At 74.1% G+C, this 26,420-nt stretch carries 26 protein-coding genes; 14 read left to right on the plus strand and 12 right to left on the minus strand.

Going from position 1 to position 26,420, the window contains the following annotated elements; all coding sequences use genetic code 11:
- Positions 1-110 precede the first annotated feature (110 nt).
- Both AC069K_RS17400 and AC069K_RS17405 read left to right on the plus strand, forming a co-directional pair.
- Complete coding sequence (locus tag AC069K_RS17400; RefSeq protein ID WP_478616981.1) at positions 111-1,385, plus strand: DUF2254 domain-containing protein; 1,275 nt, start codon at positions 111-113, stop codon at positions 1,383-1,385.
- A 115-nt stretch (positions 1,386-1,500) separates the two neighbouring features.
- Positions 1,501-1,959, plus strand: a complete 459-nt coding sequence (locus AC069K_RS17405; protein ID WP_478616984.1) for a peroxiredoxin — start codon at positions 1,501-1,503, stop codon at positions 1,957-1,959.
- 61 nt (positions 1,960-2,020) lie between these two features.
- Here AC069K_RS17405 and AC069K_RS17410 read toward each other — a convergent pair whose 3' ends face one another.
- Positions 2,021-2,959: a beta-ketoacyl-ACP synthase III gene (locus AC069K_RS17410; RefSeq protein WP_365099953.1), complete on the minus strand. Its 939-nt coding sequence runs from the start codon at positions 2,957-2,959 to the stop codon at positions 2,021-2,023.
- A gap of 419 nt (positions 2,960-3,378) precedes the next feature.
- Between AC069K_RS17410 and fdhD the strand changes: the two genes are divergently transcribed.
- Positions 3,379-4,227: a formate dehydrogenase accessory sulfurtransferase FdhD gene (gene fdhD / locus AC069K_RS17415; RefSeq protein ID WP_478616987.1), complete on the plus strand. Its 849-nt coding sequence runs from the start codon at positions 3,379-3,381 to the stop codon at positions 4,225-4,227.
- Between the two features lie 131 nt (positions 4,228-4,358).
- Here fdhD and AC069K_RS17420 read toward each other — a convergent pair whose 3' ends face one another.
- Positions 4,359-4,814 carry a MarR family winged helix-turn-helix transcriptional regulator gene (locus AC069K_RS17420; protein WP_478616990.1) on the minus strand — a complete coding sequence of 152 codons (456 nt, stop codon included), beginning with the start codon at positions 4,812-4,814 and terminating at the stop codon, positions 4,359-4,361.
- Positions 4,815-4,919: 105 nt separating this feature from the next.
- Between AC069K_RS17420 and AC069K_RS17425 the strand changes: the two genes are divergently transcribed.
- Positions 4,920-5,852, plus strand: coding sequence for a quinone oxidoreductase family protein (locus tag AC069K_RS17425; RefSeq protein ID WP_478616993.1), 933 nt, complete (start codon positions 4,920-4,922; stop codon positions 5,850-5,852).
- On the opposite strand, the gene AC069K_RS17430 is transcribed toward AC069K_RS17425, so the two are convergent.
- The gene (locus AC069K_RS17430) at positions 5,836-6,873 is read right to left on the minus strand and encodes a bile acid:sodium symporter family protein (protein ID WP_478616996.1); all 1,038 of its coding nucleotides are present in this window, start codon (positions 6,871-6,873) and stop codon (positions 5,836-5,838) included. The genes AC069K_RS17425 and AC069K_RS17430 overlap by 17 nt on opposite strands.
- A 274-nt stretch (positions 6,874-7,147) precedes the next feature.
- On the opposite strand from AC069K_RS17430, the gene AC069K_RS17435 reads away from it, so the two are divergent.
- The gene (locus tag AC069K_RS17435) at positions 7,148-8,017 is read left to right on the plus strand and encodes a LysR substrate-binding domain-containing protein (protein ID WP_365099714.1); all 870 of its coding nucleotides are present in this window, start codon (positions 7,148-7,150) and stop codon (positions 8,015-8,017) included.
- On the opposite strand, the gene AC069K_RS17440 is transcribed toward AC069K_RS17435, so the two are convergent.
- Positions 7,992-8,960 (minus strand): Lrp/AsnC family transcriptional regulator, encoded by a 969-nt coding sequence (locus AC069K_RS17440; RefSeq protein ID WP_478617000.1) that lies wholly within the window; start codon positions 8,958-8,960, stop codon positions 7,992-7,994. The two genes, AC069K_RS17435 and AC069K_RS17440, sit on opposite strands and share 26 nt — an antisense overlap.
- Before the next feature lie 114 nt (positions 8,961-9,074).
- Between AC069K_RS17440 and AC069K_RS17445 the strand changes: the two genes are divergently transcribed.
- Both AC069K_RS17445 and AC069K_RS17450 read left to right on the plus strand, forming a co-directional pair.
- Complete coding sequence (locus AC069K_RS17445) at positions 9,075-10,559, plus strand: MFS transporter (protein WP_478617481.1); 1,485 nt, start codon at positions 9,075-9,077, stop codon at positions 10,557-10,559.
- 242 nt (positions 10,560-10,801) lie between these two features.
- Entirely contained in the window at positions 10,802-12,601 is a 1,800-nt protein-coding gene (locus tag AC069K_RS17450) for an AMP-dependent synthetase/ligase (RefSeq protein ID WP_478617003.1), read from the plus strand.
- 103 nt (positions 12,602-12,704) lie between these two features.
- Here AC069K_RS17450 and AC069K_RS17455 read toward each other — a convergent pair whose 3' ends face one another.
- On the minus strand, positions 12,705-13,709 hold the full coding sequence (locus tag AC069K_RS17455; protein WP_365099706.1) for a chitinase: 1,005 nt from the start codon (positions 13,707-13,709) through the stop codon (positions 12,705-12,707).
- A 299-nt stretch (positions 13,710-14,008) separates the two neighbouring features.
- Here AC069K_RS17455 and AC069K_RS17460 point away from each other — a divergent pair, with 299 nt between their 5' ends.
- Positions 14,009-14,851, plus strand: coding sequence for an aldo/keto reductase (locus AC069K_RS17460; RefSeq protein WP_365099704.1), 843 nt, complete (start codon positions 14,009-14,011; stop codon positions 14,849-14,851).
- Between the two features lie 97 nt (positions 14,852-14,948).
- Here the strand turns inward: AC069K_RS17460 and AC069K_RS17465 are convergent, their stop codons facing one another.
- Both AC069K_RS17465 and AC069K_RS17470 read right to left on the minus strand, forming a co-directional pair.
- Positions 14,949-15,944, minus strand: coding sequence for a class I SAM-dependent methyltransferase (locus AC069K_RS17465; RefSeq protein ID WP_478617008.1), 996 nt, complete (start codon positions 15,942-15,944; stop codon positions 14,949-14,951).
- Positions 15,941-16,927, minus strand: a complete 987-nt coding sequence (locus AC069K_RS17470) for a cupin domain-containing protein (RefSeq protein ID WP_478617010.1) — start codon at positions 16,925-16,927, stop codon at positions 15,941-15,943. The genes AC069K_RS17465 and AC069K_RS17470 overlap by 4 nt, the downstream gene beginning before the upstream one ends.
- Before the next feature lie 104 nt (positions 16,928-17,031).
- On the opposite strand from AC069K_RS17470, the gene AC069K_RS17475 reads away from it, so the two are divergent.
- Positions 17,032-17,922, plus strand: coding sequence for an NmrA family NAD(P)-binding protein (locus AC069K_RS17475; RefSeq protein ID WP_478617013.1), 891 nt, complete (start codon positions 17,032-17,034; stop codon positions 17,920-17,922).
- Positions 17,923-18,092: 170 nt separating this feature from the next.
- Complete coding sequence (locus AC069K_RS17480) at positions 18,093-18,971, plus strand: sigma-70 family RNA polymerase sigma factor (RefSeq protein ID WP_478617016.1); 879 nt, start codon at positions 18,093-18,095, stop codon at positions 18,969-18,971.
- 36 nt (positions 18,972-19,007) lie between these two features.
- On the opposite strand, the gene AC069K_RS17485 is transcribed toward AC069K_RS17480, so the two are convergent.
- On the minus strand, positions 19,008-19,319 hold the full coding sequence (locus tag AC069K_RS17485; protein ID WP_329402471.1) for a 4a-hydroxytetrahydrobiopterin dehydratase: 312 nt from the start codon (positions 19,317-19,319) through the stop codon (positions 19,008-19,010).
- Between the two features lie 78 nt (positions 19,320-19,397).
- Here AC069K_RS17485 and AC069K_RS17490 point away from each other — a divergent pair, with 78 nt between their 5' ends.
- Entirely contained in the window at positions 19,398-20,411 is a 1,014-nt protein-coding gene (locus AC069K_RS17490) for an NAD-dependent epimerase/dehydratase family protein (RefSeq protein ID WP_478617019.1), read from the plus strand.
- Between the two features lie 229 nt (positions 20,412-20,640).
- On the opposite strand, the gene AC069K_RS17495 is transcribed toward AC069K_RS17490, so the two are convergent.
- Together AC069K_RS17495 and AC069K_RS17500 are read right to left on the minus strand one after the other, a co-directional pair.
- Positions 20,641-21,753 (minus strand): sensor histidine kinase, encoded by a 1,113-nt coding sequence (locus AC069K_RS17495; RefSeq protein WP_478617022.1) that lies wholly within the window; start codon positions 21,751-21,753, stop codon positions 20,641-20,643.
- A gap of 1 nt (position 21,754) precedes the next feature.
- A complete protein-coding gene (locus AC069K_RS17500; RefSeq protein ID WP_478617025.1) occupies positions 21,755-22,495 on the minus strand; it encodes a response regulator transcription factor in 741 nt (246 codons plus the stop codon).
- Between the two features lie 116 nt (positions 22,496-22,611).
- Between AC069K_RS17500 and AC069K_RS17505 the strand changes: the two genes are divergently transcribed.
- The 3 genes from AC069K_RS17505 to AC069K_RS17515 are packed head-to-tail and all read left to right on the plus strand — an operon-like array spanning position 22,612 to position 24,664.
- Positions 22,612-23,331 (plus strand): glycosyltransferase family 2 protein, encoded by a 720-nt coding sequence (locus tag AC069K_RS17505; protein ID WP_478617028.1) that lies wholly within the window; start codon positions 22,612-22,614, stop codon positions 23,329-23,331.
- Positions 23,328-24,008 carry a TIGR04282 family arsenosugar biosynthesis glycosyltransferase gene (locus AC069K_RS17510; RefSeq protein WP_478617031.1) on the plus strand — a complete coding sequence of 227 codons (681 nt, stop codon included), beginning with the start codon at positions 23,328-23,330 and terminating at the stop codon, positions 24,006-24,008. Before AC069K_RS17505 ends, AC069K_RS17510 begins: the two co-directional genes overlap by 4 nt.
- Complete coding sequence (locus AC069K_RS17515) at positions 24,005-24,664, plus strand: methyltransferase domain-containing protein (protein WP_478617034.1); 660 nt, start codon at positions 24,005-24,007, stop codon at positions 24,662-24,664. Before AC069K_RS17510 ends, AC069K_RS17515 begins: the two co-directional genes overlap by 4 nt.
- 62 nt (positions 24,665-24,726) lie before the next feature.
- Here the strand turns inward: AC069K_RS17515 and AC069K_RS17520 are convergent, their stop codons facing one another.
- A complete protein-coding gene (locus tag AC069K_RS17520; protein ID WP_478617037.1) occupies positions 24,727-25,155 on the minus strand; it encodes a hypothetical protein in 429 nt (142 codons plus the stop codon).
- Positions 25,155-26,315 carry a molybdopterin-dependent oxidoreductase gene (locus AC069K_RS17525; protein WP_478617040.1) on the minus strand — a complete coding sequence of 387 codons (1,161 nt, stop codon included), beginning with the start codon at positions 26,313-26,315 and terminating at the stop codon, positions 25,155-25,157. Before AC069K_RS17525 ends, AC069K_RS17520 begins: the two co-directional genes overlap by 1 nt.
- Between the last annotated feature and the right edge of the window lie 105 nt (positions 26,316-26,420).

Consider the following 26,420-nt stretch of genomic DNA (forward strand, 5'->3'; position numbering starts at 1 on the left):
GGGCCATGCGGGTGCCCGTACGGGGTCGGCGGGCGTCGGTCGGGGGTGGCCGGGGGGTGCGGGCCTAGCCTCGGGGGGTGGGTTCTGACGGGCGGTATCGGCGGCCCCGGATGCTCTCTCCGTTGCGGGAGCATCTGCGGGACACCTTCTGGTTCGCGCCCAGCGCCGCGCTGGCGCTGATGTGTGTGCTGTGGCGGCTGGCGTACTGGCTGGACACGGCGGTCGTCGACGAGCTCCAGGAACAGGGGGAGTACGACGCGGTCGGTGATCTGATCGGTGTCGTCGACGATCTGAAGACCGTGATCACCACCGTCAGCTCGGCCATGATGACCTTCATCGGCGTGGTCTTCAGCATCTCGCTGGTCGCCGTGCAGATGGCGAGCGGCCAGTTCACCCCCCGCGTGGTGCGGATCTTCGTACGGTCGCGGATCACCAAGCTGACCTTCGCCGTCTTCCTGGCCACCTTCGCGCTGTCGCTGCTGGTGCTCACCTCGTACAGCGGGGAGACCGATCCCCGGCTCGTGGAGAGCGTGCCGTTCACGCAGAGCCTGCTCACGATCGCCATGGTCACGCTGAGTCTGGTGCTCTTCATCGCGTACGTGAACACCACCCTGCGGCTGATGCGCGTCGGCCATGTCGTCGACCGGATCACCGTCGAGGCGTTCCGGGTGGTGCACAAGATGCCCCGGGGAGCGATGGGCGGGGAACCGCTGCCGGGAGAGAGCGGGCAGGTGGGGCACAGCGGGCGGGCCGGTGTGCTGCGGGACGTGAACATCGCGCGGCTGGTGCGCGCGGCCCGGCGGCAGGGCGTCGTGCTGCGGCTGATCCCCCGGATCGGGGACTTCGTGGTGCCGGGCACGCCGGTGCTGGCGGTGCACGGGGGGCGGGCGCCGTCGCGCGGGGCGCTCGGGTACACCGTGTCGGTGGGGGTGGAGCGCACGTTCCACCAGGACCTCGCCTTCGGGCTGCGGCAGCTCTGCGACATCGCGCTGCGGGCCCTCTCCCCCGCCGTGAACGATCCGACCACCGCCGTGCAGTGCCTCGACCGGATCGTGCAGCTGCTCGCCGAACTCGCCCACCGGCCGCTCGGCGCCGTGGGACACCGTGACCGCAAGGGCGTCGTCCGGCTGGTGCAGCCGGTCCCGTCCTGGGAGGACCTCGTCGACCTGGGCTTCACCGAGATCCGGGCGTACGCCGTCGGCAGCCCGCAGGTCACCCGGCGGATCGTGGCGGCCCTCGACGAACTGCTGCGGCTGGCTCCCGAGCAGCGGCGCCCGCCCCTCGTACGGCACCGCGCCCTGCTCGTCCACGCCGTGGAACGCGATGTTCCGGAGGCGGCGGAGCGGGCTTTCGCCCTGGAGGCGGACCGGCAGGGGATCGGGTAGCCCGCGTCGCGGCCCGTAGCCTCCCCCCGTTACGGGGGACGGGCCGGCCGCTTCGCGTCAGCCGTTCCGCTTTGCGGCCCCGCCGCGCCCCCGCCCCGAGTGGTTGACTGCGCGCATGAGAATTGGCGACACGGTCGACGACTTCAAGCTCCCCGACGAGACCGGCACCCCGCGCACCCTCTCCGGGCTCGCGGCCGACGGCCCCGTGGTGCTCTTCTTCTATCCGGCGGCCTTCACCCCGGGCTGCACCGCCGAGGCCTGCCACTTCCGTGACATCGCCGGGGAGTTGCGGGCGCTCGGGGCCCAGCCCGTGGGGATCAGCGCCGACGAGGTGGAGCGGCAGGCGGAGTTCGCGCGGAAGCACTCCTTCGGCTATCCCCTCCTCTCGGACGCCGACGGTGCCGTACGGGAGCTGTTCGGGGTCCGGCGGGGGCTCAGCATCGCCCCGACCAAGCGCGTCACCTTCGTCATCGACAGGGATCTGCGGGTGCTGGAGATCGTCAGGAGCGAACTCCGGATGAGCGTCCACGCCGACCGGGCACTCGCCGCCCTGCGCAAGCGTCGCGGCGTCTAGAGGGGTCGCGGGACCGGAGGGGGCGGCGGGCCGGGGCTGCGCCTCGCCCCCGCCCAGGCCCTCACGGGCAGCGGATGACTTGCCCCGCGTACGACAGGTTGCCGCCGAAGCCGAAGAGCAGGACCGGGTCGCCGGTGGCGATCTCGCCGCGTTCCACCAGCTTGGACAGGGCCATCGGGATGCTCGCGGCCGAGGTGTTGCCGGAGTCGACGACATCGCGGGCGATCACCGCGTTGACCGCCCCGATCTTGCGGGCCACCGGCTCGATGATGCGGAGGTTGGCCTGGTGCAGGACGACGGCGGCCAGTTCCTCGGGGGTGACCCCGGCGCGCTCGCACACCCGGCGGGCGATCGGCGGCAGTTGGGTGGTGGCCCAGCGGTAGACGGCCTGGCCCTCCTGGGCGAAGACCGGCGGGGTGCCCTCGATCCGTACGGCGTGGCCCATCTCGGGGACCGAGCCCCACAGCACCGGGCCGATCAGCTCCTCCCGCGAGGCCTCCACCACGGCCGCGCCCGCGCCGTCGCCGACCAGGACGCACGTGGTGCGGTCGGTCCAGTCGGTGATCGCGGTCATCTTGTCCGCGCCGATGACCAGGGCCCGGGTGGACGAGCCGGCCCGGACGGCGTGGTCGGCGGTGGCCAGCGCGTGGGTGAAGCCCGCGCAGACGACGTTGAGGTCGAGGACGGCGGGCGCGCCCATGCCGAGGCGGGCGGCGACCCGGGCGGCGGTGTTCGGGGAGCGGTCCACGGCGGTGGACGTGGCCACCAGGACCAGGTCGATGTCGGCGGGGGTCAGCCCGGCGGCGGCCAGCGCCTTGGCGCCGGCGTGCGCGGCCAGTTCGTCGACGGGCTCGTCCGGCCCGGCGACATGGCGGGTGCGGATGCCGACCCGGCTCCTGATCCATTCGTCGCTGGTCTCGACCATGGCGGCGAGCTCGTCGTTGGTGAGCACCTTGGCGGGCTGGTAGTGCCCGAGCGCGACGACGCGTGAGCCTCGCATGCCGGTCATGCCTCGGTTTCCCCTCGTAGAACATCAGGAGCCCACCAGTCTTCGTGGCTACCGACCGGTACAGGGGCAAGAGATCCCACAGGCTTCCCGGCGTGCCTTTGGAGCCTTGTGTCAGCTCCCGTGGTGCGCCCGTCGCCCGCCCGCCTGCCCGTCCGCTCGCGAAGGGCGCCGGCCCGGGCACGCCGTGCGAACCGGCACGGGCACGGGCATCAGCGTCGGCGCCCGGCGGAGCCCGCACTCCCCGTGCAGGACAATGAGGGCGTCGGGAACGAGGTGGTCGGGGCCGCCTCACCGCAGGACGGCCGGTGGCCCGCGGCAGCCTCTGCCTCACGGGCCGCTCCCGCCGGCCTCCCGCACCTACCCAGTGCCGGTCCGTCACGGAAGCCGGCCGGAAACGAAGGAATCGCGTCATGGGACGGGTCACCGAGCGCCGCCGCGTCATCCGCATCCGGGACGGGGCCGTCTCCGCCCGTCCGGACACGCTGGTGGCCGAGGAGCCACTGGAGATCCGGCTGAACGGACGACCGCTCGCCATCACCATGCGCACCCCCGGCGACGACTTCGCACTGGCGGCCGGGTTCCTGGTCAGCGAGGGGGTGCTCGCGGCGGCCGACGACGTGCAGGCGATCGTCTACTGCGCCGGGGCGACCGCCGACGGCGTCAACACGTACAACGTGGTGGACGTGAAGCTCTCCCCGGGCGTCGAGGTCCCCGACATCACGCTGGAGCGGAACGTGTACACCACGTCCTCGTGCGGGCTGTGCGGCAAGGCCAGCCTGGACGCCGTACGGACGCAGGCGCGCTTCCCCATCGCCGACACTCCCCCGGTCCGGGTGACGCCCGAGCTGCTCGCGAGCCTGCCCGACCGGCTGCGGGCCGCCCAGCGGGTCTTCGACCGGACCGGCGGGCTGCACGCCGCCGCGCTCTTCTCGCCGGACGGCGAGCTGCTCGACGTACGGGAGGACGTGGGGCGGCACAACGCGGTGGACAAGCTGGTGGGACGGGCGCTCCAGGACGGGCGGCTGCCGCTGTCGCAGGCGGTGCTGCTGGTGTCGGGGCGGGCCTCGTTCGAGCTGGCGCAGAAGGCCGTGATGGCCGGGATACCGCTGCTCGCCGCCGTCTCGGCGCCCTCGTCGCTGGCCGTGGACCTGGCCGCCGAGACGGGTCTGACCCTGGTCGGCTTCCTCCGGGGCGCCTCCATGAACGTGTACGCGGGCGAGCACCGGATCGCCCTGGAGGTCCCGGCCGCACGGGACTGACGGGGCCACCGGGCGCGGGCGTACCGTGCCCGACCGGCCGGAGCCGCATCCACCCCCTCCGGCTTGCCGCTCCAGCCGCCTCTCGCGTACTCCAGCCGCCTCGCCGGTTCCGGCCGCTCCGGCAACTCCCTCTACTCCGGCTCCTCCACGCCGATCCGCCGCAGCAGCGCCATCAGCTGCTCGCGCTCGGCCGCGCTCAGCGGCGCGAGGAGGGCGTCGTTGGCCTGCTCGGCCGCCGCCGCGCAGCGCGCCAGCATGGCCTCGCCCCCGGAGGTGACCGTCACCGCGTTCTTGCGGCGGTCGCGGGGGTCGGGCTCCCGTACGACGTACCCCTCGGCCTGGAGGTCGTTGAGGACGCCGACCAGGTCCTTGGGGTCGAGCGCGATCCGGCGCCCGAGTTCGGCCTGGGCGAGCGGGCCGTACTCGGAGACGGCCGCCAGCACGGCGTGGTGCCACATCTTGGCGCCCTCGCTCCCGATGGCCCGCGCCACCATGCTCCGGCCCCGGGCGGCCACCCGGCCCAGGACCCAGCTGGGCAGCGCCTGGATGCGCTGGAGGGCGGGAAAGGGGTCGGTGTGCTCGGACATGGCGCCGACCCTACCCGCAAACCATTGGACTTCCCAACGATTCTCCGATTACCGTTGGGGCCACCAACGAATTCCGTTGGGAACCCCTACCTGTCGGGAGAGTCCATGCGCCGAGTCCGCTTCGAGGTCAACGGCGGCCCCGAGGTCCTGTTCACCGAGGACGTGCGGGCCCCCGCGCCCGGCCCCGGCGAGCTGCTGGTCCGCACCGAGGCCATCGGCGTCACCCTGCCCGTGGTCCGCAAGGTGCGCGACGGGAAGGAGCCGTTCCCGCTCGGCGGCGAGGTCGCGGGCACCGTGGCCGCGGTCGGCGAGGGGGTCACCGCCTTCGCCCCGGGCGACCGGGTGACGGGGCTCTGCTTCTCGCACGGGTACGCCGAACTGGCCGTCCTGCACGCGTCCATGACCTCCCGCGTCCCCGGCCACGCCACGTCCGTCGAGGCCGTCGCGCTCGTCCGCAGCGGCCTGGTGGCCCGGGGCGCCTACGAGTCGGCGCGGGCGCGGCCCGGTGAGTCGGTGCTGGTGACGGCGGCGGCGAGCGCCGTCGGGCAGCTCGCCCTCCAACTGGCCCGGGCGGGCGGCGCGAGCCGGGTCGTGGCGGCGGTGAGCTCGGCCGACAAGGCCGCTTTCGTACGGGACAAGGGCGCCGACGAGGTCGTGCTGTACGGCGACGCGTCCTGGGGCGAGCCGGTCGACGTCGTCCTCGACGGCGTGGGCGGCGAACTGCTCACCCCCGCGGTGAAGGCGCTCGCCCCGGGCGGCCGGCTGGTCGCCTTCGGCTCGGGCGGCGGCACGGTCGAGGTCTACGACCTGCTGGTCGGCGGGAAGTCGGTGATCGCCTTCCAGATGGCGATGCTCGCGCGCGACAGGCCCGAGCTGTACGCCGCCTGGCGCGAGGAGCTGTGGGAGCGGCACCGCGCCGGGAAGCTGCGCGCGGCCGTCCACGCCGAGTTCCCGCTGGAGGAGGCCGCCCGCGCCCATGAAGTCATCGACGCGCGGCGCAACCTGGGCAAGGTGGTGCTCGTCACCGGCGGCGCGTGAGGGCGGCGGGCGGCGCGGCGCCCGGCGCGTCCGGTTCCCCCTCCTCCAGCGGATCGCGGGCCCGGCGCCGGGCGATGACCGCGCAGACGATCAGCTGCGTCTGGTGGAAGAGCATCAGCGGCAGCGCCGCCAGGGCCGCCTGGCCGCCGAACAGGACGCCCGCCATGGGCAGCCCGGCCGCGAGGCTCTTCTTCGACCCGGCGAACTGGATCGCGATCCGGTCGGCCCGGCCGAATCCGAGCCACCTCGCCCCGTACCAGCTGAGCGTGAGCATCACGGCCAGGAACACCGCCTCGACCGCGAGCAGCGCGCCGAGGCGGCCCGGGCTCACCCGGTGCCAGATGCCGCGGACCATGCCCTCGCTGAACGCGGTGTAGACGACCAGCAGGATCGAGCCGCGGTCCACCAGACCCAGCACCCGGCGGTACCGGGCCAGGAAGCCCGCCAGCGGACCCCGCAGCAATTGCCCGCAGGCGAACGGGACCAGGAGCTGGAGGGCGATCTTCAGTACCGAGTCCGCCGAGACGCCCCCCGCCCCGCCGCCCAGCAGCAGCGCCGCCAGCAGCGGGGTCACGACGATCCCCGCCAGGCTGGAGAAGGAGCCCGCGCAGATCGCCGCGGGCACGTTGCCGCGCGCGATCGAGGTGAAGGCGATGGAGGACTGGATGGTGGAGGGGACCAGGCACAGGAACAGCAGGCCGCGGAAGAGGTCGGGGGTCAGCACCACCGGCACCAGGACCCGCGCGGCCAGGCCCAGCACCGGGAAGAGCACGAACGTACAGGTCAGGACCGTCGTGTGCAGCCGCCAGTGGCGCAGGCCGTCGAGCGCCTCGCGGGTGGAGAGCCGGGCCCCGTACAGGAAGAAGAGCAGGGCGACGGCCCCGGTCGAGGCGCCGCTCGCCACATGCGCGGCGGAGCCGGAGACCGGGAACAGCGCGGCCAGGGCCACGGTGCCGACCAGCGACATGATGAACGGGTCGACCGGCAGCCAGGACGGCGGCCGGGATGCGCGGCGGGTCATCTGCTCCACGGGATCTGTGCGGGGGCGGTACGGGGGTTGTGCGGGGCTGTGCGCGGACTGGTGCTCGGCTCTGTGCGCGGGCCCCGGCGGTCAGGTGCCGCCCGGGCTCTCGTCCGGGCGAGGGGCGCGGCCGTACGGCCGGGGGCTACCCGTCCGCGTACGGACGGCTGCCGGGCTCCGCACCGGCCTCCTCCCGATCATTCACCCTTCACCGCCCATCGGGAATCCCGTACACCGCTCTGACTGTCATCGCGTTCCGCGATAACCTGCCGCCGTGTACGAGCCGCACCAGCTCCGGACCTTTCTCGCCGTCGCGCAGACGCTGAGCTTCACCCAGGCCGCGCGGCGGCTGGGGCTGCGGCAGTCCACCGTCAGCCAGCACGTGCGGCGGCTGGAGGAGGCGACCGGGCGTCCGCTGTTCAGCCGGGACACCCACAGCGTCCGGCTCACCCAGGACGGCGAGGCCATGCTCGGCTTCGCCCGGACCATCCTGGCCGCGCACGAGCGGGCCGCCGCCTACTTCACCGGGACCCGGCTGCGCGGGCGGCTGCGGTTCGGCGCCTCCGAGGACTTCGTGCTCACCCGGCTCCCGGAGGTCCTGGAGTCCTTCCGCCGCGACCATCCGGAGGTCGACCTGGAGCTCACGGTCGAGCTGTCCGGCACCCTGCACCGGCGGCTGGAGGCGGGCCGCCTCGATCTGGTATTGGCCAAACGGCGCCCCGGGGACACCCACGGCGAGCGGGTCCGGCAGGACGTCCTCTGCTGGATCGGCGCGCCGGGGCTGCGCCTGGACCCGGGCCGGCCGGTGCCGCTGATCCTCTTCCCGCCGCCGGGCATCACCCGCGCCCGGGCGCTTGAGGTCCTGGAGGAGCACGGGCGGCCGTGGCGGATCGCCTGTACCAGCGGCAGTCTGAGCGGCCTCGTCGCGGCGGCCCGCGCGGGGCTCGGCGTGATGGCGCACACCCGGGGGCTGGTCCCGCCCGGGCTCGTACCGCTGCCGGCGCGGGCGGGGCTGCCCGAGCTGGGGCCGGTGGACTTCGTCCTGCTGCACGGACGGCGCCGCCCCTCGGCGCAGGAGGCGGCGGACGCGCTCGCGGCGGCGATCCTGGCGAGCGGTCTCAGCCCGCGTACGTCAGCCGCTTGACCTGGCGCAGTAAAGGGGCGGTCTCGACGTGCCGGACGCCGTCCAGCGTGCCGAGCTTCTCGCTGAGGTAGGTGTAGAGCCCGGCGGCGTCCCGGCAGATGACGACGGCGACGAGGTTGGCCGGGCCCGAGGTGGCACCCGCGAAGGCCACCTCCGGGTGGGCGGCGAGGGCCGCGCCCACGGTGGCCAGCGCCGAGGGCGCCACCGTGATCCACAGCAGCGCCCGGCTGCGGAAGCCGAACAGGGTCGTGTCGAACTCGACGTCGACGAACACGGCCCCCCAGCGCAGCAGCTGGTCCAGGCGCCGCTTGACGGCGGACTCCGAACGCCCGGTGGCCTTCTGGAGCTCGGGGTAGCCCGCGCGGCCGTTGCGGGCGAGCGCGGCGATCAGGGCCTCGTCCGACGCGTCGAGCCGGATCGGCCCGTCCGGGGGCCGCACCGGCTCGGGCATCAGCGCGGCCCGCTCCTCGGCGGTGAGCGCCGAGTCCTTGGTGAACCAGCCGAGCGGGCCGCCGTAGAAGCGGTGGAGCAGTTGGTGGGCGCCGATCTCGACGATGCTCGGGGTGCGCGGCAGCTTGCCGAGCAGCAGCGCCTCGTGGTCCTCGGGCCGACGCGTCTCGGTCGTGCACACCACCTCGGTGCCGCCCGAGGTCAGCCCGATCCAGGCGGTGTCGGGGCGCCGGGCCAGCGCCGTCGCGATGGAGATTGAGGCGTCCGGGGTGCAGCGCAGCCGCAGCATCCAGCGGGTGTGGCCGAGGCGCTCGGTGTCGCGGGCCCCGACGAGGCGCAGCCCGCCCTCCGCGTACAGCCTGCGGTAGCGGCGGGCCACGGTCTGGTCGGAGACGCCGAGCACGGCGGCGATCCGGCTGAACGGGGCCCGGGCGTCCAGGACGAGCGCGCTCACCAGGCGCTGGTCCAGTTCGTCGAATTCGGTTGAATCCATCGGTCGGCCCCTGTGCGATGTCGGATTCCTGCGTGCTGGGCGAACTGGGTGGAACTTCGGTCCGGCCGCGACCGATCGTACGGGACGACGAACGAAGGAAGCCGGAGGAATGTGATGCGTAAGTGGGGGCCGCTGGTCGCCGTGAGTCTGGGAACGTTCATGCTGCTGCTGGACGTGACCATCGTGACGGTGGCGCTGCCGGACATGGCGAGTTCTCTGGACGCCTCGCTGTCGGGTCTGCAGTGGGTGATCGACGTGTACGCGCTGGCGCTGGCCGCGCTGCTGCTCGGCGCCGGGGCGGGCGCGGACCGCGCCGGGCGCCGCAAGTTCTACGCGGCGGGCACGGTGCTCTTCGCGGGCGCCTCGCTCGCCTGCGGCCTCGCGGACGACGCGGGCACCCTGATCGCGATGCGCGCGCTCCAGGGGGTGGGGGCCGCCGCGATGTTCGCGACGACGCTGCCCCTGCTCGGCGCCGCCTACCAGGGCCGCGACCGCTCGGTGGCGCTCGGGGTGTGGGGCGCGGTCAACGGCGCCGCCGCGGCGCTCGGCCCGATCCTGGGCGGGCTGCTCACCGAGGGGTTCGGGTGGCGGTGGATATTCTTCGTCAACCTTCCGGTGAGCGCCGCCGCGGTGTGGCTGACGCTGCGGGTGGTCCCGGAGTCGAAGAACCCGGCGGGCGGGCGCACCGACTGGGCGGGCACGGCCCTGTTCGCGCTCTTCGCCGGAACCCTCACCTACGGGGCGGTGAACGCGGGCTCCGACGGCTGGGGCGCCTCCCGCACCCTGCTCTCCTTCGCCGTGGCGGTGGCCGCCCTGCTGGTCTTCGTCGTGGTGGAGAGCCGCACCGAGCGGCCGCTGATGGATCTGTCGCTGCTGCGGCGCCCGGCCTTCGTCGGCGTCCTGGTGGCCGCCCTGGCGCTGAACTCGGCCGCCTTCGGTGTGCTCCCGTACACCTCGATCTGGCTCCAGACGCTCCTGGACATGAGCCCGGTCACGGGCGGCCTGGCGCTGGTGCCGCTGGCGCTGGCCTCGTTCGTGACCTCGGCGCTCGGCGGCCGGTTCCTGCACGGCGTCTCGCAGCGGCTGCTCATCTGCCTCGGGCTGCTGCTCGTCGCCGTCGGCCTGTTCGGGCAGTCGCTGCTGGACGCGGGCTCGGACTGGACGGCGCTGGTGGCCGGTCTGGTGGTGACCGGTGTCGGAGTGGGTCTGGTCAGCCCGGCGCTGGCGTCGGCCGCGCTCGCCTCCGTGCCGCAGCGCAGCAGCGGGATGGCGACCGGCGCGATGAACACCGTGCGCCAGCTCGGCTACGCGGTCGGCATCGCGGTGTTCGGCACCCTCGCCACCTCCCGGATGGCCGACTCGCTGCACAGCACGCCCGAGGCCCGGGCGCTGGCCGGCGGGGCGGCCGGGTCGCTGCGCGGCCGGGTCCCCGACGAGGCCCTGCACTCCGCGTTCGCCTCGGGTCTGAACGGCGCCTCGGTGGCGGCCGGGGTACTCGCCCTGGTGGCCGGGCTCGCGGTGTTCGCGCTGGTACGGACGCCGCCACCCGCGCCCGCGCAGGTACGGACCAACGCCGCCGTGCCGGTAGAGCGGGCGTGACCAGGACGTACAGATTCCGTGGAGAAAAGACGGCCCGCTCCTGACTCCAGGGTCAGAAAGCGGGCCGCTCGACCCGGGCGGGGCCGGTTCCACGGTGCTGACCTGTGGTGATGCCGATCACTGCCGCACTTGACCGTATTCCTTGACGCCCCTCCCGCCGGGACCCCGGGTGGGGTACCGTCACCGGCGCTGTGCGGAGCGCCACAAGGAGCAAGGTATTGCGCGAGTTCACTGTCCCACCCATGGCGACGGCGCCTCACGTCGGCGGGCTGGCGGACGTGGTGTTCGACCACGCCCTGGACGATCCGGACCGGGTCGCGCTGGCCCGCAAGGACGCGGCGGGCCAGTGGCAGGACGTGAGCTCGGCGCGCTTCCGCGACGAGGTGCTGGCGCTCGCCAAAGGGCTGATCGCGGACGGTGTGCGGTTCGGGGACCGGGTGGCCGTGATGTCGCGGACCCGCTACGAGTGGACGCTCTTCGACTTCGCCCTGTGGTCCATCGGCGCCCAGCCGGTCCCCATCTACCCGACCTCCTCCGCCGAGCAGGTCTTCTGGATGCTGCACGACTCCGAGGTCACCGCCTGCGTGGTCGAGCACGAGGACCACGCCATGACCATCGGCTCGGTCGTGGACCGGCTGCCGCACCTCAAACGCCTGTGGCAGCTGGACGCCGGGGCGCTGGGCGAACTCCTGGTGGCGGGCGCGCAGATCGACGACGACGTGGTGCACCGCCACCGGCGGGCGGTCACCCCCGAGTCGACCGCGACCGTCATCTACACCTCCGGCACCACCGGCCGCCCCAAGGGCTGTGTGATCACCCACGCCAACTTCATGTTCGAGGCGGACACGATGGTCGCCCGTTGGGAGCCGGTCTTCCACTCGCGCCCCGGCGACGAGGCGTCCACGCTGCTCTTCCTGCCGCTGGCGCACGTCTTCGGCCGGATGGTGGAGGTGGCGGCCGTCCGCGGCCGGGTGAAGCTGGGCCACCAGCCCGCGCTCTCCGCCTCCGCGCTCCTGCCCGACCTCCAGTCGCTGCGGCCCACCTTCATCCTGGCCGTCCCGTACATCTTCGAGAAGGTCTTCAACGCCGCCCGCCGGCGCGCCGAGGCGGAGGGGAGGGCGGGCGCCTTCGACAAGGCCGTCGACATCGCGGTGAAGTACGCGGAGGCGATGGAGCAGAAGGCCTTCGGCCAGGGGCCGGGCCCTTCGGCGGCGCTGCGGATGCAGCACCAGTTCTTCGAGAAGGTCGTGTACGGCAAGGTCCGCGAGGCGATGGGCGGTCGGGTGCGGCACGCCATGTCCGGCGGCTCCAGCATGGGCCGCCGCCTCGCGCTGTTCTTCGCGGGCGCGGGGGTGACGATCTACGAGGGGTACGGTCTGACCGAGTCCACGGCCGCCGCCACCGCCAACCCGCCCGAGCGCACCCGGTTCGGCACGGTCGGCCAGCCGGTGCCGGGCACCACCGTGCACATCGCCGAGGACGGCGAGGTGTGGCTCCACGGCGGCCAGGTCTTCTCCGGCTACCTCAACGAGCCCAAGGCGACCGAGCGCGTCCTCAAGGACGGCTGGCTGGCCACCGGTGACATCGGCGCCCTCGACGAGGACGGCTATCTGACCATCACCGGCCGCAAGAAGGAGATCCTGGTGACCTCCGGCGGCAAGAGCGTCTCGCCGGTGGCCCTGGAGGAGCGGGTGCGCGCGCACCCGCTGGTGGCCCAGTGCATCGTCGTCGGCAACGACCGCCCCTACATCGCGGCCCTGGTCACCCTCGACCAGGAGGGCGTCGACCACTGGCTGGCGATGCGCAACAAACCGTCGATGACCCCCTCGGAGCTCGTACGCGACCCCGACCTGGAGACCGAGGTGCGGCGCGCGGTGGTCGCCGCCAACACCCTGGTCTCCCAAGCCGAGCAGATCCGCACCTTCCGGATCCTCGCCCATCAGTTCACCGAGGAGCACGGTCTGCTCACCCCGTCGCTGAAGCTCAAGCGGCGGGCCATCGAGGAGGCCTACACGGTGGAGGTGGACGCCCTGTACCGCTGAGCCGTCGCGGTACAGGGCGGGCCGCCCCTCTCACGGAGGGTCCCGCAGCCGGAACACCCGGAAGTGGCCGCTCGTCCAGTCCTCCTCTGACGGAGGACGCCCCTCAGCCGGTGTACTGGACGACGATCCTGGTGAAGGCGTAGGGGGCCTGGGAGACTCCGCTGCACGAGTCGCCGCTGCCGCCGCCCGAGCCGCACTGCCGGTCGCGGTTGACCGACCAGAAGGAGAACCGCGCGATGTGGTGCTGCCGGGCGTAGCCGAGGATGGTCTGGAAGTCGCCGGTGGTGACGGTCTCGCCCGCCTCGTCGGTCCTGCCGTTCATGGAGGACACCCCGATGTGGCGGTAGGCGGTGTCGTCGCCGTAGCCGTACGCGCTCTTCACCGCGGCCTTCAGCCCTTCGAGGGCGCTCACGGTCGCGGAGCCCATGGAGCCGCTGTGGCCGCCGAAGTCGAACGGCATGATCACCCAGCCGTCGTTGGCGAGCCCCGCCGCGGCGCCCTTCTTGATGAGGTCCTTGCCATTGGCGTCCGGGCCGCCGGGCGTGGTGCCCATGGTCACGTAGGTGACGATGCCGGGGTTGGTGTTCTTGACGATCTTCAGTGCGTCGACGACCCGCTTGCGGACCGTCGCGTTGGAGAACTCGGTGTCCTCGATGTCGATGTCCAGCGCCTTGAGGTGGTACGCGTTGATCACCTTCTGGTAGGCGCCGGCCAGCGCGGAGGCGCTGGAGCACTTCTCGCCGAGCTTGTTGCCGCTCCAGCCGCCGACGGAGATGACGACGTCTCCGCCCGCGCCCCGGATGGCGTTGACGGCGGACTGGTCCGAACCGCCGGTCAGCGGCCGCGTCCCGTCCCACTTCGGGTTGCAGCCGCCGTCGGAGAGGATGAACGCGAGGGTGAACCACTTCACACCGGTGGCGGCCATGACGTCGGTGGGCTTCTGCGGACTGCCCCAGCCCAGGTACTCGTAGGGCGCGGCGGCCATGGTGCCCGCGGCGAGCGGCGGGGAGGCGGCGGCCCTGGAGCCGGAGGCGACCAGGGGCAGGACGAGGCAACCGAGGCCGGCGGCGACCGCGGCGGCGCGGCGTCGGGGAGCGGCAGCGTGCATGGGGGGTCCTTCCGAGGGGGGAGAGTTAGGAAAGATTCCTAACCATCACTGCATAGCAGTGGATGGAGGGGCCCGATGTCAATGGCCCGGGTCGAACCAACCGCCCTTGCCCGCCGAGGAGTTGGGCGGTTTGTGGGGGGAGCGCCCAGGATCGGCCCCTGCCGGCCGCAGGGCCGAGGACCCGGGAAGGCCGGATCTGGAGCACGGAATTCCCGGCTGTCGGCAGCGTGGGGAATGGTTCGCTCCGGCCACTCGTTGAGGTGATGAGTACCAACCGACGACGTAAGGATCGACCGCTCGTGAGCAAGGTCCCCTCCATCACCCTCAACAACGGCGTCGAGATGCCCCAGCTCGGGTTCGGTGTCTGGCAGGTGCCGGACGACGAGGCCGCGCAGGCGGTCGAGACCGCGATCGAGACCGGGTACCGGTCGATCGACACGGCCGCGGTCTACGAGAACGAAGCGGGCACCGGCAAGGCGATCGCGGCTTCGGGAGTGGCCCGCGAGGAGCTCTTCGTCACCACCAAGCTGTGGAACAGCGCCAACGAGACGTGGACGCGCGACGGCGTCCTGCGCGAGTTCGACGCCTCCCTGTCGAAGCTGGGCCTCGACTACGTCGACCTGTACCTGATCCACTGGCCGCGCGCGGTGCGCGAGGACTACGTATCGATCTGGAAGGCGTTCACCGAGATCGCCGAGAGCGGCCGCGCCAAGGCGATCGGCGTCTCCAACTTCCAGGCGCCGCACCTGCGCAGGATCATCGACGAGTCGGGCGTGACCCCCGCGGTCAACCAGGTCGAGCTGCACCCGCAGCTCGCCCAGGCCGAGCTGCGCGCCTTCAACGCCGAGCACTCCATCGCGACCGAGGCCTGGTCGCCGCTGGGCCAGGGCAAGGGCCTCCTGGAGGTCCCGACGATCGTGGCGATCGCGCGGAAGTACGGGAAGACCCCGGCGCAGATCGTGCTGCGCTGGCACCTCCAGCTCGGCGTCATCGCCATCCCGAAGTCGGTGACGCCCTCGCGCGTCGCCGAGAACTTCGACGTGTTCGGCTTCGAGCTCGACGCCGAGGACATCGCGGCGATCGCCGCGCTCGACGAGGGCAAGCGGCTGGGGCCGGACCCGGACGAGTTCGACGCCAACTGAGCGCGCCCAGGGGCCGTATCGCCCCGTGACGTGACGTAAGTCCGCGGCTCAGGACGGTCGCCGTCCTGAGCCGCGGACTTCGCGCCGTGCGGGAGCCTCAGTCCGCGCGGCGCGCCGTGTGGATCGACCTCGCCGTCAGCAGGAACACGTCCGGGCGCCGCGCGAGACCCGCCTCGTCCTCCGGGTCCATCAGCCGCCGCAGCACCGCCGCGTCCTCCGGTGACAACTCCTCCCCCACCGTCTCGGCGGTCCTGGCGAACGCGTACACCACCTGCTCCCGCACGTCCGGCTCCAGCGGCGCCGGGAAGTCGACGAGGAAGCTCCGCCCGGCCGGGGAGACAAGCCCCACGGACGTCAGCAGCGCCCCCCAGTCCTCGGTCTCCTCCTTGGCGTCCGGCAGCTCCGCCCGCATCCGCGCGAACCGCTCGTCCACCAGCACGTCGATCCTGGCCTCCAGGCCCGGCCGCCCCATACCGATGTCGCGGGGCAGCCGGCGCGTGGGCAGCCCGCCCTCCGCGAGGGCCACCGTGCCGCCCGGCCGCAGCAGCCGCGCGAACCCGGCGAGCGCGGCCCGCTGGTCGCCCAGGTGGTGCAGCGAGTTCCCCGCCCAGACGAGGTCCGCGTCCCCCAACTCCCCGAAGCCTTCCGGGAGTTCGGCCTCGATGGTACGGATGCGGTCACCGAGGCCCAGGCGCTCCGCGCGGGCCAGGGCGTGGCCGAGGAGCGCCCGGTTGCCGTCGACGGCGACGACCTCCGCGCGCGGGAACGCCTGGGCGAGCAGACACGTCACCACACCGGGGCCGCTGCCGATGTCGAGGATCCGGCGCACCTCGGGGCCGCCGGAGCGCTGCCCGGCGATCCAGTCCGCGGCCTCCCGGTAGGCGCCGGAGAACAGTTCGGCCTCGCCCACCAGGAGCGGGAGCAGCGTCTCCCAGTCGAAGTCCGCCCAGCCGCCTCCGTGCCCGTGACCGTGTCCGTGCCCCTGGCCGCTCCCCCGGCCGGTCCCGTGGGTGTGGCCCGGGCCGTCTCCCCGGCCGCCGCGGTGGTTGTCGTCGTGGCTGTTCCGGCCGTCGTGGCCGCGCGAGTCGCTCATGGCTCCACCCTGCCCCCGGCCGTCGCGGTCGCGGGAATTCCTTTGCCGTTTCGGCAATTCGTCCGGTGTTCCTGCGGGCTGACGCCCCGGACGCGTTTGAAGGCGGCGCTCAGCGCGAACGCGCCCCCGTACCCGACCTGCCGCGCGATCGCCTCGACCGTCGCGTCGCTCTCGCGCAGCAGATCCGCCGCGAGCGCGAGCCGCCAGCCCGTGAGGTACGCCATCGGCGGCTCCCCCACCAGCTCACCGAAGCGCCGGGCCAGCCCCGCCCGGGAGACCCCGCACCGCGCGGCGAGCGCGGCCACCGTCCACGGATGCGCGGGCTCGTTCTGGAGCAGCCGCAGCGCGGGCCCCACCACGGGGTCGCCCATGGCCCGGTACCAGGCGGGCGCATAGGCCCCCGGCCGGTTGAACCAGGCCCGCAGCACCGCGATCAGGAGCAGGTCGAGCAGCCGGTCCAGAACGACGCTCTGGCCCGGCTCGTCCCGGGATATCTCCTCGTCGAGCAGCGGCATCACCGAGCGGTTCCACTCCTCGGCGGTGAGCACCAGCAGCGGCGGCAGCGCGTCGAGCAGCCGCCCGCTGATCTCCCCCTCCATCAGATACGTACCGACGAGCATGGTGGCCGAACCGTCGGCGGCGTTGCCCCAGGTCCGTACGCCCAGCTCCATCGACTGCGCCAGCGGCTCGCCGCGCAGCGTGGTGCACACCCCGCCGGGGCCGATCCTGGCGGACGGCTCGGCGTCGGGGGCGTGGGCGACGGTGTACGGGTCGGGGCCGCGGGCGACGACGATGTCACCGGGGCGGACCAGGACCGGCGGCCCGGCGTCGGGCACCACCCACGCCTCGCCGCGCGTCGTCGACATCAGGCAGATGGGCGCCCGGTCCTCGATCCGTACGGACCACGGCGGTTCCATCACCATCCGCAGCAGAAACGCCCCGCGGGCGCGCGGCCCGTCGAGCAGTCCGGAGAGTGCGTCCATGGGGCGGAGCCTAGTCGGCGGCGCAGCGGGGCAGTAGACGCAGACGTATGCGGATGAGCCCTTGGAGCATGGAGAGTCCAGACCGCGCCGACGAAGCTGGACGCATGACGAACACAGCGCGCAACTCCAGCCAGAACAGCAGCCAGGACGCCGGTCGCCACATCGACCCGAATACCCGTCAGACCGTGCTCGTGACCAACGGCACCGGCAAGACCGGGCACCGCGTCGTCGAACGCCTCACCGCGCTCGGCGTGCCGGTCCGCGCCGGGTCGCGCGGCGGCGAGGTGCCCTTCGACTGGGCGGACACCTCGACGTGGGGGCCCGCGCTCGCGGGTGCCGACTCCGCCTATGTGACGTACGTCCCGGACCTCGCCGCACCCGGCGCCGTCGAGGCGATGGGGACCTTCGGGGAACTCGCCGCCCGCCACGGTGTGCGGCGCCTGGTGCTGCTCTCGGGCCGGGGCGAGCCGGCGGCGGTACACGCGGAGGAGGCGCTGCGCGCGGCGGGCACGGACCTCACGGTGGTCCGCGCCGCGTTCTTCGCCCAGAACTTCAGCGAGGGCGCCCTGACGGACGGGGTGCTCGCGGGCGAGATCCCGTTCCCCGCGGGCGACACGGCCGAGCCGTGGGTGGACGCCGGTGACATCGCCGACGTCGTGGTCAAGGCCCTCACCGAGGACGGACACGCGGGCCTCGTCCACGAGGTGACGGGCCCTCAGCCGCTGACGCTGGCGCAGGTCGCCGCGGTTCTGTCGGAGGCGGCCGGGCGGCCGGTGCGGTACGTGCCGGTGAGCGAGGCCCAGTACGCGGAGCTGCTGATGCGGTACGGCCTCATCGAAGGGGAGGCCCGGTGGCTCGCCGAGCTGTTCGCGACGCTGCTGGACGGGCACAACTCCTCGGCCACGGACGGCGTCAAGCGTGTCCTCGGCCGTGAGCCCAAGGCGTTCGCCGACTTCGCGCGGGACGCGGCGGCGGACGGTGACTGGCGGGGCTGACCACCGGTCTTTGGCCAGGTGACCGAAACATGCCGTGACCAACACCACGCCCTCCGTGAGCGGCCGATTACCGCAATCGGGACCTGCCGTCGGGTAGCCGCCATTCCTTCGCACTAGGTTTTCGTCTGTCACCGCATTGACGACACGCCGCGACGAAGGAAGCTGAACCGATGGACGAGAACGAATCCCTGGCCGAGCGCTTCGAGGAGAACCGCCCGCGCCTGCGGGCGGTCGCCTACCGGATGCTCGGCTCACTGAGCGAGGCGGAGGACGCCGTCCAGGAGGCGTGGTTGCGGGCGGCCGGCTCCAGCGACGGCGTGGAGAATCTGAGCGCCTGGCTGACCACCGTCGTCTCACGGGTCTGCCTCGACATGCTGCGCTCGCGCCAGGCCCGCCGCGAGGATCCCCTCGACGTCCACGTGCCCGACCCGATCGTGGACCGCCCGGACCGGGTGGACCCCGAGCACGAGGCGCTGCTCACCGACTCGGTCGGGCTCGCCCTGCTCGTCGTGCTCGACACGCTGGCCCCGGCGGAGCGGCTGGCGTTCGTCCTGCACGACATGTTCGGCGTCCCCTTCGAGGAGATCGCGCCCATCGTGGACCGCGCCCCGGCGGCGACCCGGCAGCTGGCCAGCCGGGCCCGCCGCCGGGTGCAGGGCCGGGCCGTTCCCGACCCCGACCTGAACCGGCAGCGCAAGGTCGTCGACGCCTTCCTCGCGGCGGCGCGCGGCGGCGACTTCGACGGGCTGCTCGCCACCCTCGACCCGGACATCGTGCTGCGCGCGGACTACGGTCCGGGCTCGCTCACCCCGTCCAAGACCGTGCTCGGCGCCCACGCGGTCGTCCAGAACGCGCTGTCCTTCGCGCAGTACGCCAAGTTCGCCCGTCCGGCGCTGGTCAACGGTGCCATGGGCGTGGTCAACGCCCCGGAGGGCCGGACGATGGCGGTGCTCGGCTTTACCGTCCGGGACGACAGGATCGTCGAGATCAACATCCTCGCCGACCTGGAGCGGCTGGCCCGGGTCGACCTGGCGGCGCTGGACGCGTGACCCCGGCGCCTCCCGGGGCCCGCGCGCCCCGGGAGGTCAGCCCGCGCCGTGCCCGGGGGCGATCGCCTCGACGCGGTGGGCGAGCTCGAAGTCCTTCTCCGTCACCCGGCCCCCGGCGTCATGGCTGTTCACCGTGAGGGCCACCGTGTTGTAGCCGAGGGTGAGATCGGAGTGGTGGTTCAGTTCGTCCTGGATCTGCGCGATGTGGATGACCATCGCGGTGGCCGCGAAGTGCGAGGCAAGGCGGTAGGTGCGGGCGAGGCGCTCCTCGCCGTCCGGGAGCGACCAGCCCGGCAGTTCGCGCAGGCGGTCCTCGATGTCCTTCTGCGACAGCGGCTCTACGGGCATGACCGGACTCCTTACGAGGTGGTGACGGTACGGGGTGGAGCGCGGCATCCGCGGCTCCGTCTCCGTAGCGTCGCCCTTATGCGTGTACTTGTCACGGGAGGCGCGGGCTTCATCGGCTCGCGGATCGTCCGGGCCCTCTCCGCCCGGGGCCATGAACCCGTCGTCCTCGACCGCGCGCTCCGGCCCGGCGACGACGTCCGCGACCGCGACGCCGTCGCCCGGGCGCTGCGCGGCGTGGACGCCGTCTGCCACCAGGCGGCGATGGTCGGCCTCGGCACGGACTTCTCCGACGCGCCCGACTACGTGTCCTGCAACGACCTGGGCACGGCGGTCCTGCTCGCCGCGATGGCCGAGGCCGGGGTGGCGGACCTGGTGCTCGCCGGGTCGATGGTGGTGTACGGGGAGGGGCGCTACGCGTGCCCGCGCCACGGGCCCGTACGCCCCGGGCCCCGGCCGTACGAGGAGCTGGCGGCGGGCCGCTTCGAGCCCCGGTGCCCGCGCTGCGGCGCCGAGCTGGAGCCGGGCCTGGTCGGCGAGGACGCGCCGGCGGATCCGCGGAACGTGTACGCGACGACCAAGCTGGCCCAGGAGCATCTGAGCGCCGCCTGGGCGCGCGCCACCGGCGGCCGCGCGGTGTCGCTGCGCTACCACAACGTGTACGGGCCGGGGATGCCGCGCGACACCCCGTACGCGGGGGTCGCGTCCTTCTTCCGTTCGGCCCTCGCGCGCGGCGAGGCGCCCCGGGTCTTCGAGGACGGCCGCCAGCGCCGGGACTTCGTGCACGTGCGCGATGTGGCGGCGGCGAACGCGATGGTGCTGGAAGCGCTGCGCGAGCGCCCGCCGGGGGCCCTGACCGCGTACAACACCGGCAGCGGGACGCCGCACACGGTGGGTGAGATGGCGCAGGCACTGGCGGCGGCGTACGGCGGGCCCGCGCCGGTGGTGACGGGCGAGTACCGCCTCGGCGACGTCCGCCACATCACCGCCGACTCCTCGCGGCTGCGCGAGGAGCTGGGCTGGCGGGCGGAGGTCGGGTTCGCGGAGGGGATGACGGAGTTCGCCCGCGCGGAACTGCGACCGGCGGCGGGCTGAGCGCTGGGGGGCCACCCGGGGGGTGGGGGGGGCGGTCAGGAAGGGGTCGCCGGGGAGCGGGAGGCGGGGGCCGGTCAAGAAGGAGCCGCCAGGAGGGCGGGGGGGCGGGAAGGCGCCGCCGGGATGCGGGGGCCGTCAGCAAGGGGCCGCCGGGAGGCCCGGAGGCGGTCAAAGAGCCGCCGGGAGGCCCGGGAGCGGTCAGGAAAGAGCCGATGGGACGCGGGGGCCGTCAGGAAGGGGCCGCCGGGAGGGTCACCTCGAAGCGGCAGCCGCCGTGCACGTTGTGGACGGCGGCGCTGCCCGCGTGGGCCTCGACGATGCCCCGCACGATGGCGAGGCCCAGGCCCGCGCCGCCCGGCGGGGTGCGCGCCTCGGTGCCGCGCCAGCCGGTGTCGAAGACGCGGGTGAGGTCGTCGTCGGGGATGCCGCCGCAGCCGTCCGTCACCGACAGCACCACCGACTCGGCGCTGGCCTCGGCGGCGACCGCGACCGTGCCGTCGGCCGGGGTGTGCCGGATGGCGTTGACCAGCAGGTTGGCCAGGACCCGGGTCATCTCCTTGCCGTCCACCTCCACCGGGACCGGCTCGACACGGTCGCCGACGAGCCGGACGCCGTGTTCGCGGGCGAGCGGGTCGGCGCCCGCCAGCGCGTCCCCCACCAGGTCGTGGACGGACATCCGGGCCGGGTTGAGGGCGAGGGCCCCGGCGTGGATGCGGGACAGCTCGAAGAGGTCGCCCACCATTGCGTTGAGGCGCTCGACCTCGGTCCGGATCTGCCGGAAGTAGCGTTCGGGGTCCTTGGCCATGCCGTCCTCCAGCGCCTCGGCCATCGCGCGCAGCCCCGCGAGGGGGGTGCGCAGGTCGTGCGAGATCCAGGCGACGAGTTCGCGGCGGGAGGTCTCCAGGGCGCGTTCGCGCTCACGGGAGGCGGAGAGGCGGGCGCTGGTGGCGGCCAGTTCACGGCTGAGCGCGGCGAGTTCCGCGGTGGCCGGTCCCTCGGGCGCGGCGAAGCTGCCGCCCTCGCCGAACGAGCGGGTGGCCAGGGCCAGTTGGTGGCTGCTGGTGACGACCCGGCGGCCCAGGACCAGCGCGGTGGCGAGCGAGACGGCCGCGGCCATCGCGATGACCAGGGTGACGACCTTCAGGTCGTGGGAGGACAGGAACATCTCCCAGGCCACCGCGAGGGTCCCGGCGAGCATGGCGCTGACCGCGACGGCGGCCACCACGGCGAGCGAGGCGGTCACCGAGCGGTGGCGCAGCAGGCGCAGCGCGAGCGCTCCGAGCAGGCCCGCGGCGGCGGCGCCGAGGAACGCGTACACGGCGATGAGCAGGACGTCCTTCATCTCAGACCTCCTCCCCCGCGTGCCATGCGTGGCTCGGCCCGGCGCCGTCGTCCGGTGCCTCGAAGCGGTATCCGACGCCCCACACCGTCTGGATGAGCCGCGGCTTGGCGGGGTCGTCCTCGACCTTGCCGCGCAGCCGCCGCACATGGACGGTGACGGTGGACAGGTCGCCGAACTCCCAGCCCCACACGTCGCGCATCAGCCGCTCGCGGGTGACGGCCTCGCCGGGGTGGCTCATCAGATAGGCCAGGAGGTCGAACTCCCGCAGGGTGAGGGCGAGTTCGGTGTCCCCCTTGACGGCGCGGCGGGCGGCCGGGTCCAGGACGATGCCCGCCCGCCGCACCGGCGGCCCCGGCCGGACGCCGGCGGCCCGGGCGCGGCGCAGCACCGAGTCGACGCGCAGCACCAGCTCGCGGGGGCTGAACGGCTTGGTGACGTAGTCGTCCGCGCCGATCTCCAGGCCCAGCACGCGGTCGTCCTCGTCGCCGCGCGCGGTGAGCATGATGACCGGTACGGGCCCCGCGCCGCGCAGCACGCGGCAGACCTCCAGACCGTCCATGCCCGGCAGCATCAGATCGAGGACGACGAGGTCGGGGCGGCGCGCACCGGCCGCGCGCAGGGCGGCGGGGCCGTCGCCGACGTGCTCGACCTCGTACCCGGCGCGTTCCAGGTATCCGGTGACCACCTCGGCCACGGTCGGGTCGTCGTCGACGACGAGGATGCGGGACCGGTCACTGTGCATGGCCACAGCGTCGCACCCGGCGGGCGCCGCCGTCGCCACCCGGATGGCGGACGCGGGGCGATGTCCCTGTTTCGTAAGAACCCGAAGTCCCGGTTTGTCCGCCGCGGCTTCGTACCGTGAGGGGCGTGACCGACTCGATTCCCACGACGGTGGACGTCGTACTGCCCTGCCTCGACGAGGCCGAGGCGCTGCCCTGGGTGCTGGCCCGGATTCCCGAGGGGTGGCGGGCCGTCGTCGTCGACAACGGCTCGACGGACGGCTCGGCGGAGCTGGCCCGCGCGCTCGGCGCGACCGTGGTGCACGAGGCCCGGCGCGGTTTCGGCGCGGCCTGCCACGCGGGCCTGCTCGCGGCGCGCGCCGAGTACGTCTGCTTCTGCGACTGCGACGGCTCGCTCGACCCCGGGCTGCTGGCGCCCTTCGTACGGGAGGTGGCCGCCGGGGACGCCGACCTCGTCCTCGGGCGCCGCAGGCCCACCGCGCCCGGGGCCTGGCCGCCGCACGCGCGGGCCGGGAACCTGGCCCTGTCCCGGATGCTGCGCCGCCGCACCGGGCTGCGGCTGCACGACCTGGGCCCGCTGCGGGCGGCCCGGCGGGTGCCCCTGCTCGCCCTCGGCGTCGCGGACCGGCGCAGCGGCTATCCGCTGGAGACGGTGGTGCGCGCGGCGGACGCCGGGTGGCGGGTGCGCGAGCACGACGTGCCGTATCTGCCGCGCACCGGCAGGTCGAAGGTGACCGGCACCTGGCGGGGCACCTGGCAGGCCGTACGGGACATGCGCTCGGTGCTCGCGCTGCCGCCCGCCCCGCCGCGGCCCGCCACGACCGCGGACACCCGGTGACGGCGCAGGGCGCGCCGGTCGCCCTGCTGGTGATCGCCAAGGCGCCGGTGCCGGGCCGGGTCAAGACCCGGCTGACCCCGCCGTACTCGCCCGAGCAGGCCGCGCGCATCGCCGGGGCCGCGCTCGCCGACACGCTGGACGCGGTGCTCGCCGCACCGGCCCGGCGCCGGATCCTGGTCCTGGACGGGGCGCCGGGGCCGTGGCTGCCGCCAGGTATCGAGGTCGTCCCGCAGGGGGCGGGCGGTCTCGACGAGCGGCTGGCGGCGGCCTTCGCGCTCGACTCCGGCCCGGCCCTGCTCGTCGGCATGGACACCCCGCAGCTGAGCCCGGCGCTGCTGGCCCCGGCGCTGGGCGGCTGGGCGCCCGGCGAGGCGTGGTTCGGCCCGGCGGCCGACGGCGGCTTCTGGGCGCTGGGCCTGACCGCCCCCGATCCGTCCCTGCTGCGCGGGGTGCCCATGTCCGTACCCGAGACGGGCGCGGTCCAGCGGCGGCGGCTGGACGACGCGGGACTCACCGTGCGCGAGCTGGCGCCGCTGCGGGACGTGGATACGGCGGCCGACGCGGCGGAGGTGGCGGCGCTCGTCCCCGGCGGCCGGTTCGGGCGGGCGGTGGCCGCGTGCCGGGGCGGCGCCCTCGCGACGGCCGCCGGGGCGGGGCGGCGGGGCGCCGCGCGATGACCGCGACGACCGTGCCCGCCGCGCTCGCCTGGCGGGCCGATCCGTACACCGACGCCCTGCGCAGCGGGCGCGGGCCGCTGTTCCTGCACCGCCGGGACGGGTGGCTGCTGCCGCTGGAGGTGGAGCGGTGGTGCGCGGCGCCGGACCCGGCCGACCTCACCGTGCTGCGGCGGTGCCGGGGTGCCGTGCTCGACATCGGGTGCGGGCCCGGGCGCCTGGTGGTGGCGCTGGCCGCGCTCGGTACGGCCGCGCTCGGCGTCGACGTCAGCCCCGAGGCGGTCCGCCGCACCCGGCGCTCGGGCGGCAGCGCCCTGTGCCGGTCGGTCTTCGACCCGCTGCCGGGCGAGGGCCGCTGGCGCACCGCGCTGCTGCTCGACGGCAACATCGGCATCGGCGGCGACCCGGCGGCGCTGCTCGCGCGCGCGGCCCGGCTGGTGGACGCGGGCGGGCAGTTGATCGTGGAGGCGGCGCCCCTCGACGTGGACGAACACGTCGAGGTACGGGTGGCCGACGGACGCGGCGCCTTCGGGGCGGCCTTCCCCTGGTCGCGCCTGGGCACCGCAGCCCTGCTGCGGTACGCGGAGACCACCGGCTGGCACCCGGCCGAGCGCTGGACAGCGGCCGGACGCCCGTTCCTCGTACTGCGCCGGGGGTGAACGCGGGGCCGGACCCGCCTCCGTGGGGCACGCGGGAGGGTACGGAGGCGGGGCAGCGTCCGTCAGGGGTCGGGTGGGGAGGCCGGGGGCTCTGCGCGGCGGGCGCGTCCGCGCCACACGTTCTGCGCGGCCGCCACCAGCGCCCCCGCGACCGCGACCACCGCCAGCAGCACCAGCCAGTTGCGGACGTAGTCCAGCGGCAGCACCGTCGCGTTGGTCACCGGGCCCGGCCGCAGGATGTCCGGCAGGGCGATCGCCGTGAGGCAGCCGCCCGTCACCAGGGCCGCCCGCAGCGGGCCGCGCGCCCGGGGCCGGGCCGCCACCACGCCCAGGCCGACCAGCAGCACCAGCGGCGCGACGAACCCGTCGTGCAGCACGACCGCCCCGGCCAGCCACACCGCCACGTCCCACGCCCCCTGCGCCCACACCAGCGACACGCCGAGCCCCATCAGCGCGAGCCCGAGCGCGCCCACCGCGTACCGCCCCGCCATCACCGCACCTCCAGTCGCGAGACCCACTTGGTCTGGAGCACGCCGGGCCGGTTGGGGGCGATGATCCGGGCCGGATAGCCGTGGTCGGGGGTGAGCACCTGTCCGTTGAGCCGGAGCGCGAGGAGGGTGAGCGGGTCGCGCGCGTAGGTGCGGCCCATGTCCATCACCCGGTAGGCGCCGTGCCGTTCGAGCGAGACGACCCGCAGCGCGGCCCCGGGCGCCCCGGCCCGCTCCATCAGGTCCCTGATCCGTACGCCGGTCCAGTGCGCGTTCTTGCTCCACCCCTCCACGCAGGCGATGGGCAGCTCGACTTCGTACTGCGGCAGCGCGGCCAGCTCGTCGAGGCTCAGCTCGTACGGGCGCGGCCCCGCCACCGTCAGCCGCCAGGCCGCCGTGTCGACCCGGGTCGTCCCGGCCGCCGCCGCCGTGCGGTTGACGGGCAGGCCCAGCGGGCCGTGGTCGGGGTGGCGCGGCGCCAGCAGGTCGAGGGACTTGAGCGGGGTCACGGACTGGCCGACCGTGGTGACGGTCACCGCGCCGACCGCGACCGCCAGACCGGTGAGGAGCGAGCGCCGGTCGAGCGCGTTCTCCGGCTCGCCCGGCAGCGCGCGCGTGGCGGGCGAGCGCCGCCACCAGTACGCCCTGATGTCCGGCCACTTGACGGCGAGGTGCAGCAGCAGCGCGCCGGTCAGCAGCCAGGCGACCGCGAAGTGCACGGGGACGAAGCTGAACGGCCAGGGGTACCACTGCACGGTGTTGAGCAGCCCGGTCAGCAGCTCGAACATCGCGCCGGCGACGAGCACCGCAACCGAGAGCCGCTCCAGCGCGTGCCGTACGCCGGTGAACGCCGGCCACACGAACAGCTTCGGGTAGACGGTCCACAGCTTGCCGAAGAGCAGCGGGATCGCGGCGATGCCCACCCCCACGTGCAGGCCCTGGGTCATCCGGTAGCCCCAGCCGGGGCGGGCGGGCAGCTCGTTCGCCAGCCAGCCCGGCGGGTGCTGGAGGTAGTGGCTGAGCACCCCGGTGACCATGCAGACGAGCACGGCCGCGCCGAGCAGCCAGCCGATCGCCGTCGTGGTGCGCCTGTCGTGCAGCGCGCCCCGGAACGACGGCAGCAGCGTGGACGGCGGCGGGGGGAACGGACGTCGTGGCCTCATGTCCCCATGACATCCCCTGACCGCCCTGAACAGGGCGCCTGACACCTTACGGTTCCCGGACGCGTGGCGGGTTGGGCCGTCCGGGCGCCCGCCGGCCTGCGAATG

The sequence above is a fragment of the Streptomyces sp. NPDC043908 genome, assembly GCF_056435525.1.

Excerpts from the sequence above, each read along its gene's own strand:
- AC069K_RS17445 (WP_478617481.1), top strand. The coding sequence starts at position 9,075 with ATGCGTAAGTGGGGGCCGCTGGTCGCCGTGAGTCTGGGAACGTTCATG.
- AC069K_RS17430 (WP_478616996.1), bottom strand. The coding sequence starts at position 6,873 with ATGACCCGCCGCGCATCCCGGCCGCCGTCCTGGCTGCCGGTCGACCCG.
- AC069K_RS17410 (WP_365099953.1), bottom strand. The coding sequence starts at position 2,959 with ATGCGAGGCTCACGCGTCGTCGCGCTCGGGCACTACCAGCCCGCCAAG.
- AC069K_RS17440 (WP_478617000.1), bottom strand. The coding sequence starts at position 8,960 with ATGGATTCAACCGAATTCGACGAACTGGACCAGCGCCTGGTGAGCGCG.
- AC069K_RS17525 (WP_478617040.1), bottom strand. The coding sequence starts at position 26,315 with ATGAGGCCACGACGTCCGTTCCCCCCGCCGCCGTCCACGCTGCTGCCG.
- AC069K_RS17400 (WP_478616981.1), top strand. The coding sequence starts at position 111 with ATGCTCTCTCCGTTGCGGGAGCATCTGCGGGACACCTTCTGGTTCGCG.
- AC069K_RS17480 (WP_478617016.1), top strand. The coding sequence starts at position 18,093 with ATGGACGAGAACGAATCCCTGGCCGAGCGCTTCGAGGAGAACCGCCCG.
- AC069K_RS17405 (WP_478616984.1), top strand. The coding sequence starts at position 1,501 with ATGAGAATTGGCGACACGGTCGACGACTTCAAGCTCCCCGACGAGACC.
- AC069K_RS17475 (WP_478617013.1), top strand. The coding sequence starts at position 17,032 with ATGACGAACACAGCGCGCAACTCCAGCCAGAACAGCAGCCAGGACGCC.
- AC069K_RS17470 (WP_478617010.1), bottom strand. The coding sequence starts at position 16,927 with ATGGACGCACTCTCCGGACTGCTCGACGGGCCGCGCGCCCGCGGGGCG.
- AC069K_RS17465 (WP_478617008.1), bottom strand. The coding sequence starts at position 15,944 with ATGAGCGACTCGCGCGGCCACGACGGCCGGAACAGCCACGACGACAAC.
- AC069K_RS17485 (WP_329402471.1), bottom strand. The coding sequence starts at position 19,319 with ATGCCCGTAGAGCCGCTGTCGCAGAAGGACATCGAGGACCGCCTGCGC.
- AC069K_RS17450 (WP_478617003.1), top strand. The coding sequence starts at position 10,802 with ATGGCGACGGCGCCTCACGTCGGCGGGCTGGCGGACGTGGTGTTCGAC.
- AC069K_RS17420 (WP_478616990.1), bottom strand. The coding sequence starts at position 4,814 with ATGTCCGAGCACACCGACCCCTTTCCCGCCCTCCAGCGCATCCAGGCG.
- AC069K_RS17490 (WP_478617019.1), top strand. The coding sequence starts at position 19,398 with ATGCGTGTACTTGTCACGGGAGGCGCGGGCTTCATCGGCTCGCGGATC.
- AC069K_RS17455 (WP_365099706.1), bottom strand. The coding sequence starts at position 13,709 with ATGCACGCTGCCGCTCCCCGACGCCGCGCCGCCGCGGTCGCCGCCGGC.
- fdhD (WP_478616987.1), top strand. The coding sequence starts at position 3,379 with ATGGGACGGGTCACCGAGCGCCGCCGCGTCATCCGCATCCGGGACGGG.
- AC069K_RS17520 (WP_478617037.1), bottom strand. The coding sequence starts at position 25,155 with ATGGCGGGGCGGTACGCGGTGGGCGCGCTCGGGCTCGCGCTGATGGGG.
- AC069K_RS17495 (WP_478617022.1), bottom strand. The coding sequence starts at position 21,753 with ATGAAGGACGTCCTGCTCATCGCCGTGTACGCGTTCCTCGGCGCCGCC.
- AC069K_RS17500 (WP_478617025.1), bottom strand. The coding sequence starts at position 22,495 with ATGCACAGTGACCGGTCCCGCATCCTCGTCGTCGACGACGACCCGACC.
- AC069K_RS17515 (WP_478617034.1), top strand. The coding sequence starts at position 24,005 with ATGACCGCGACGACCGTGCCCGCCGCGCTCGCCTGGCGGGCCGATCCG.
- AC069K_RS17425 (WP_478616993.1), top strand. The coding sequence starts at position 4,920 with ATGCGCCGAGTCCGCTTCGAGGTCAACGGCGGCCCCGAGGTCCTGTTC.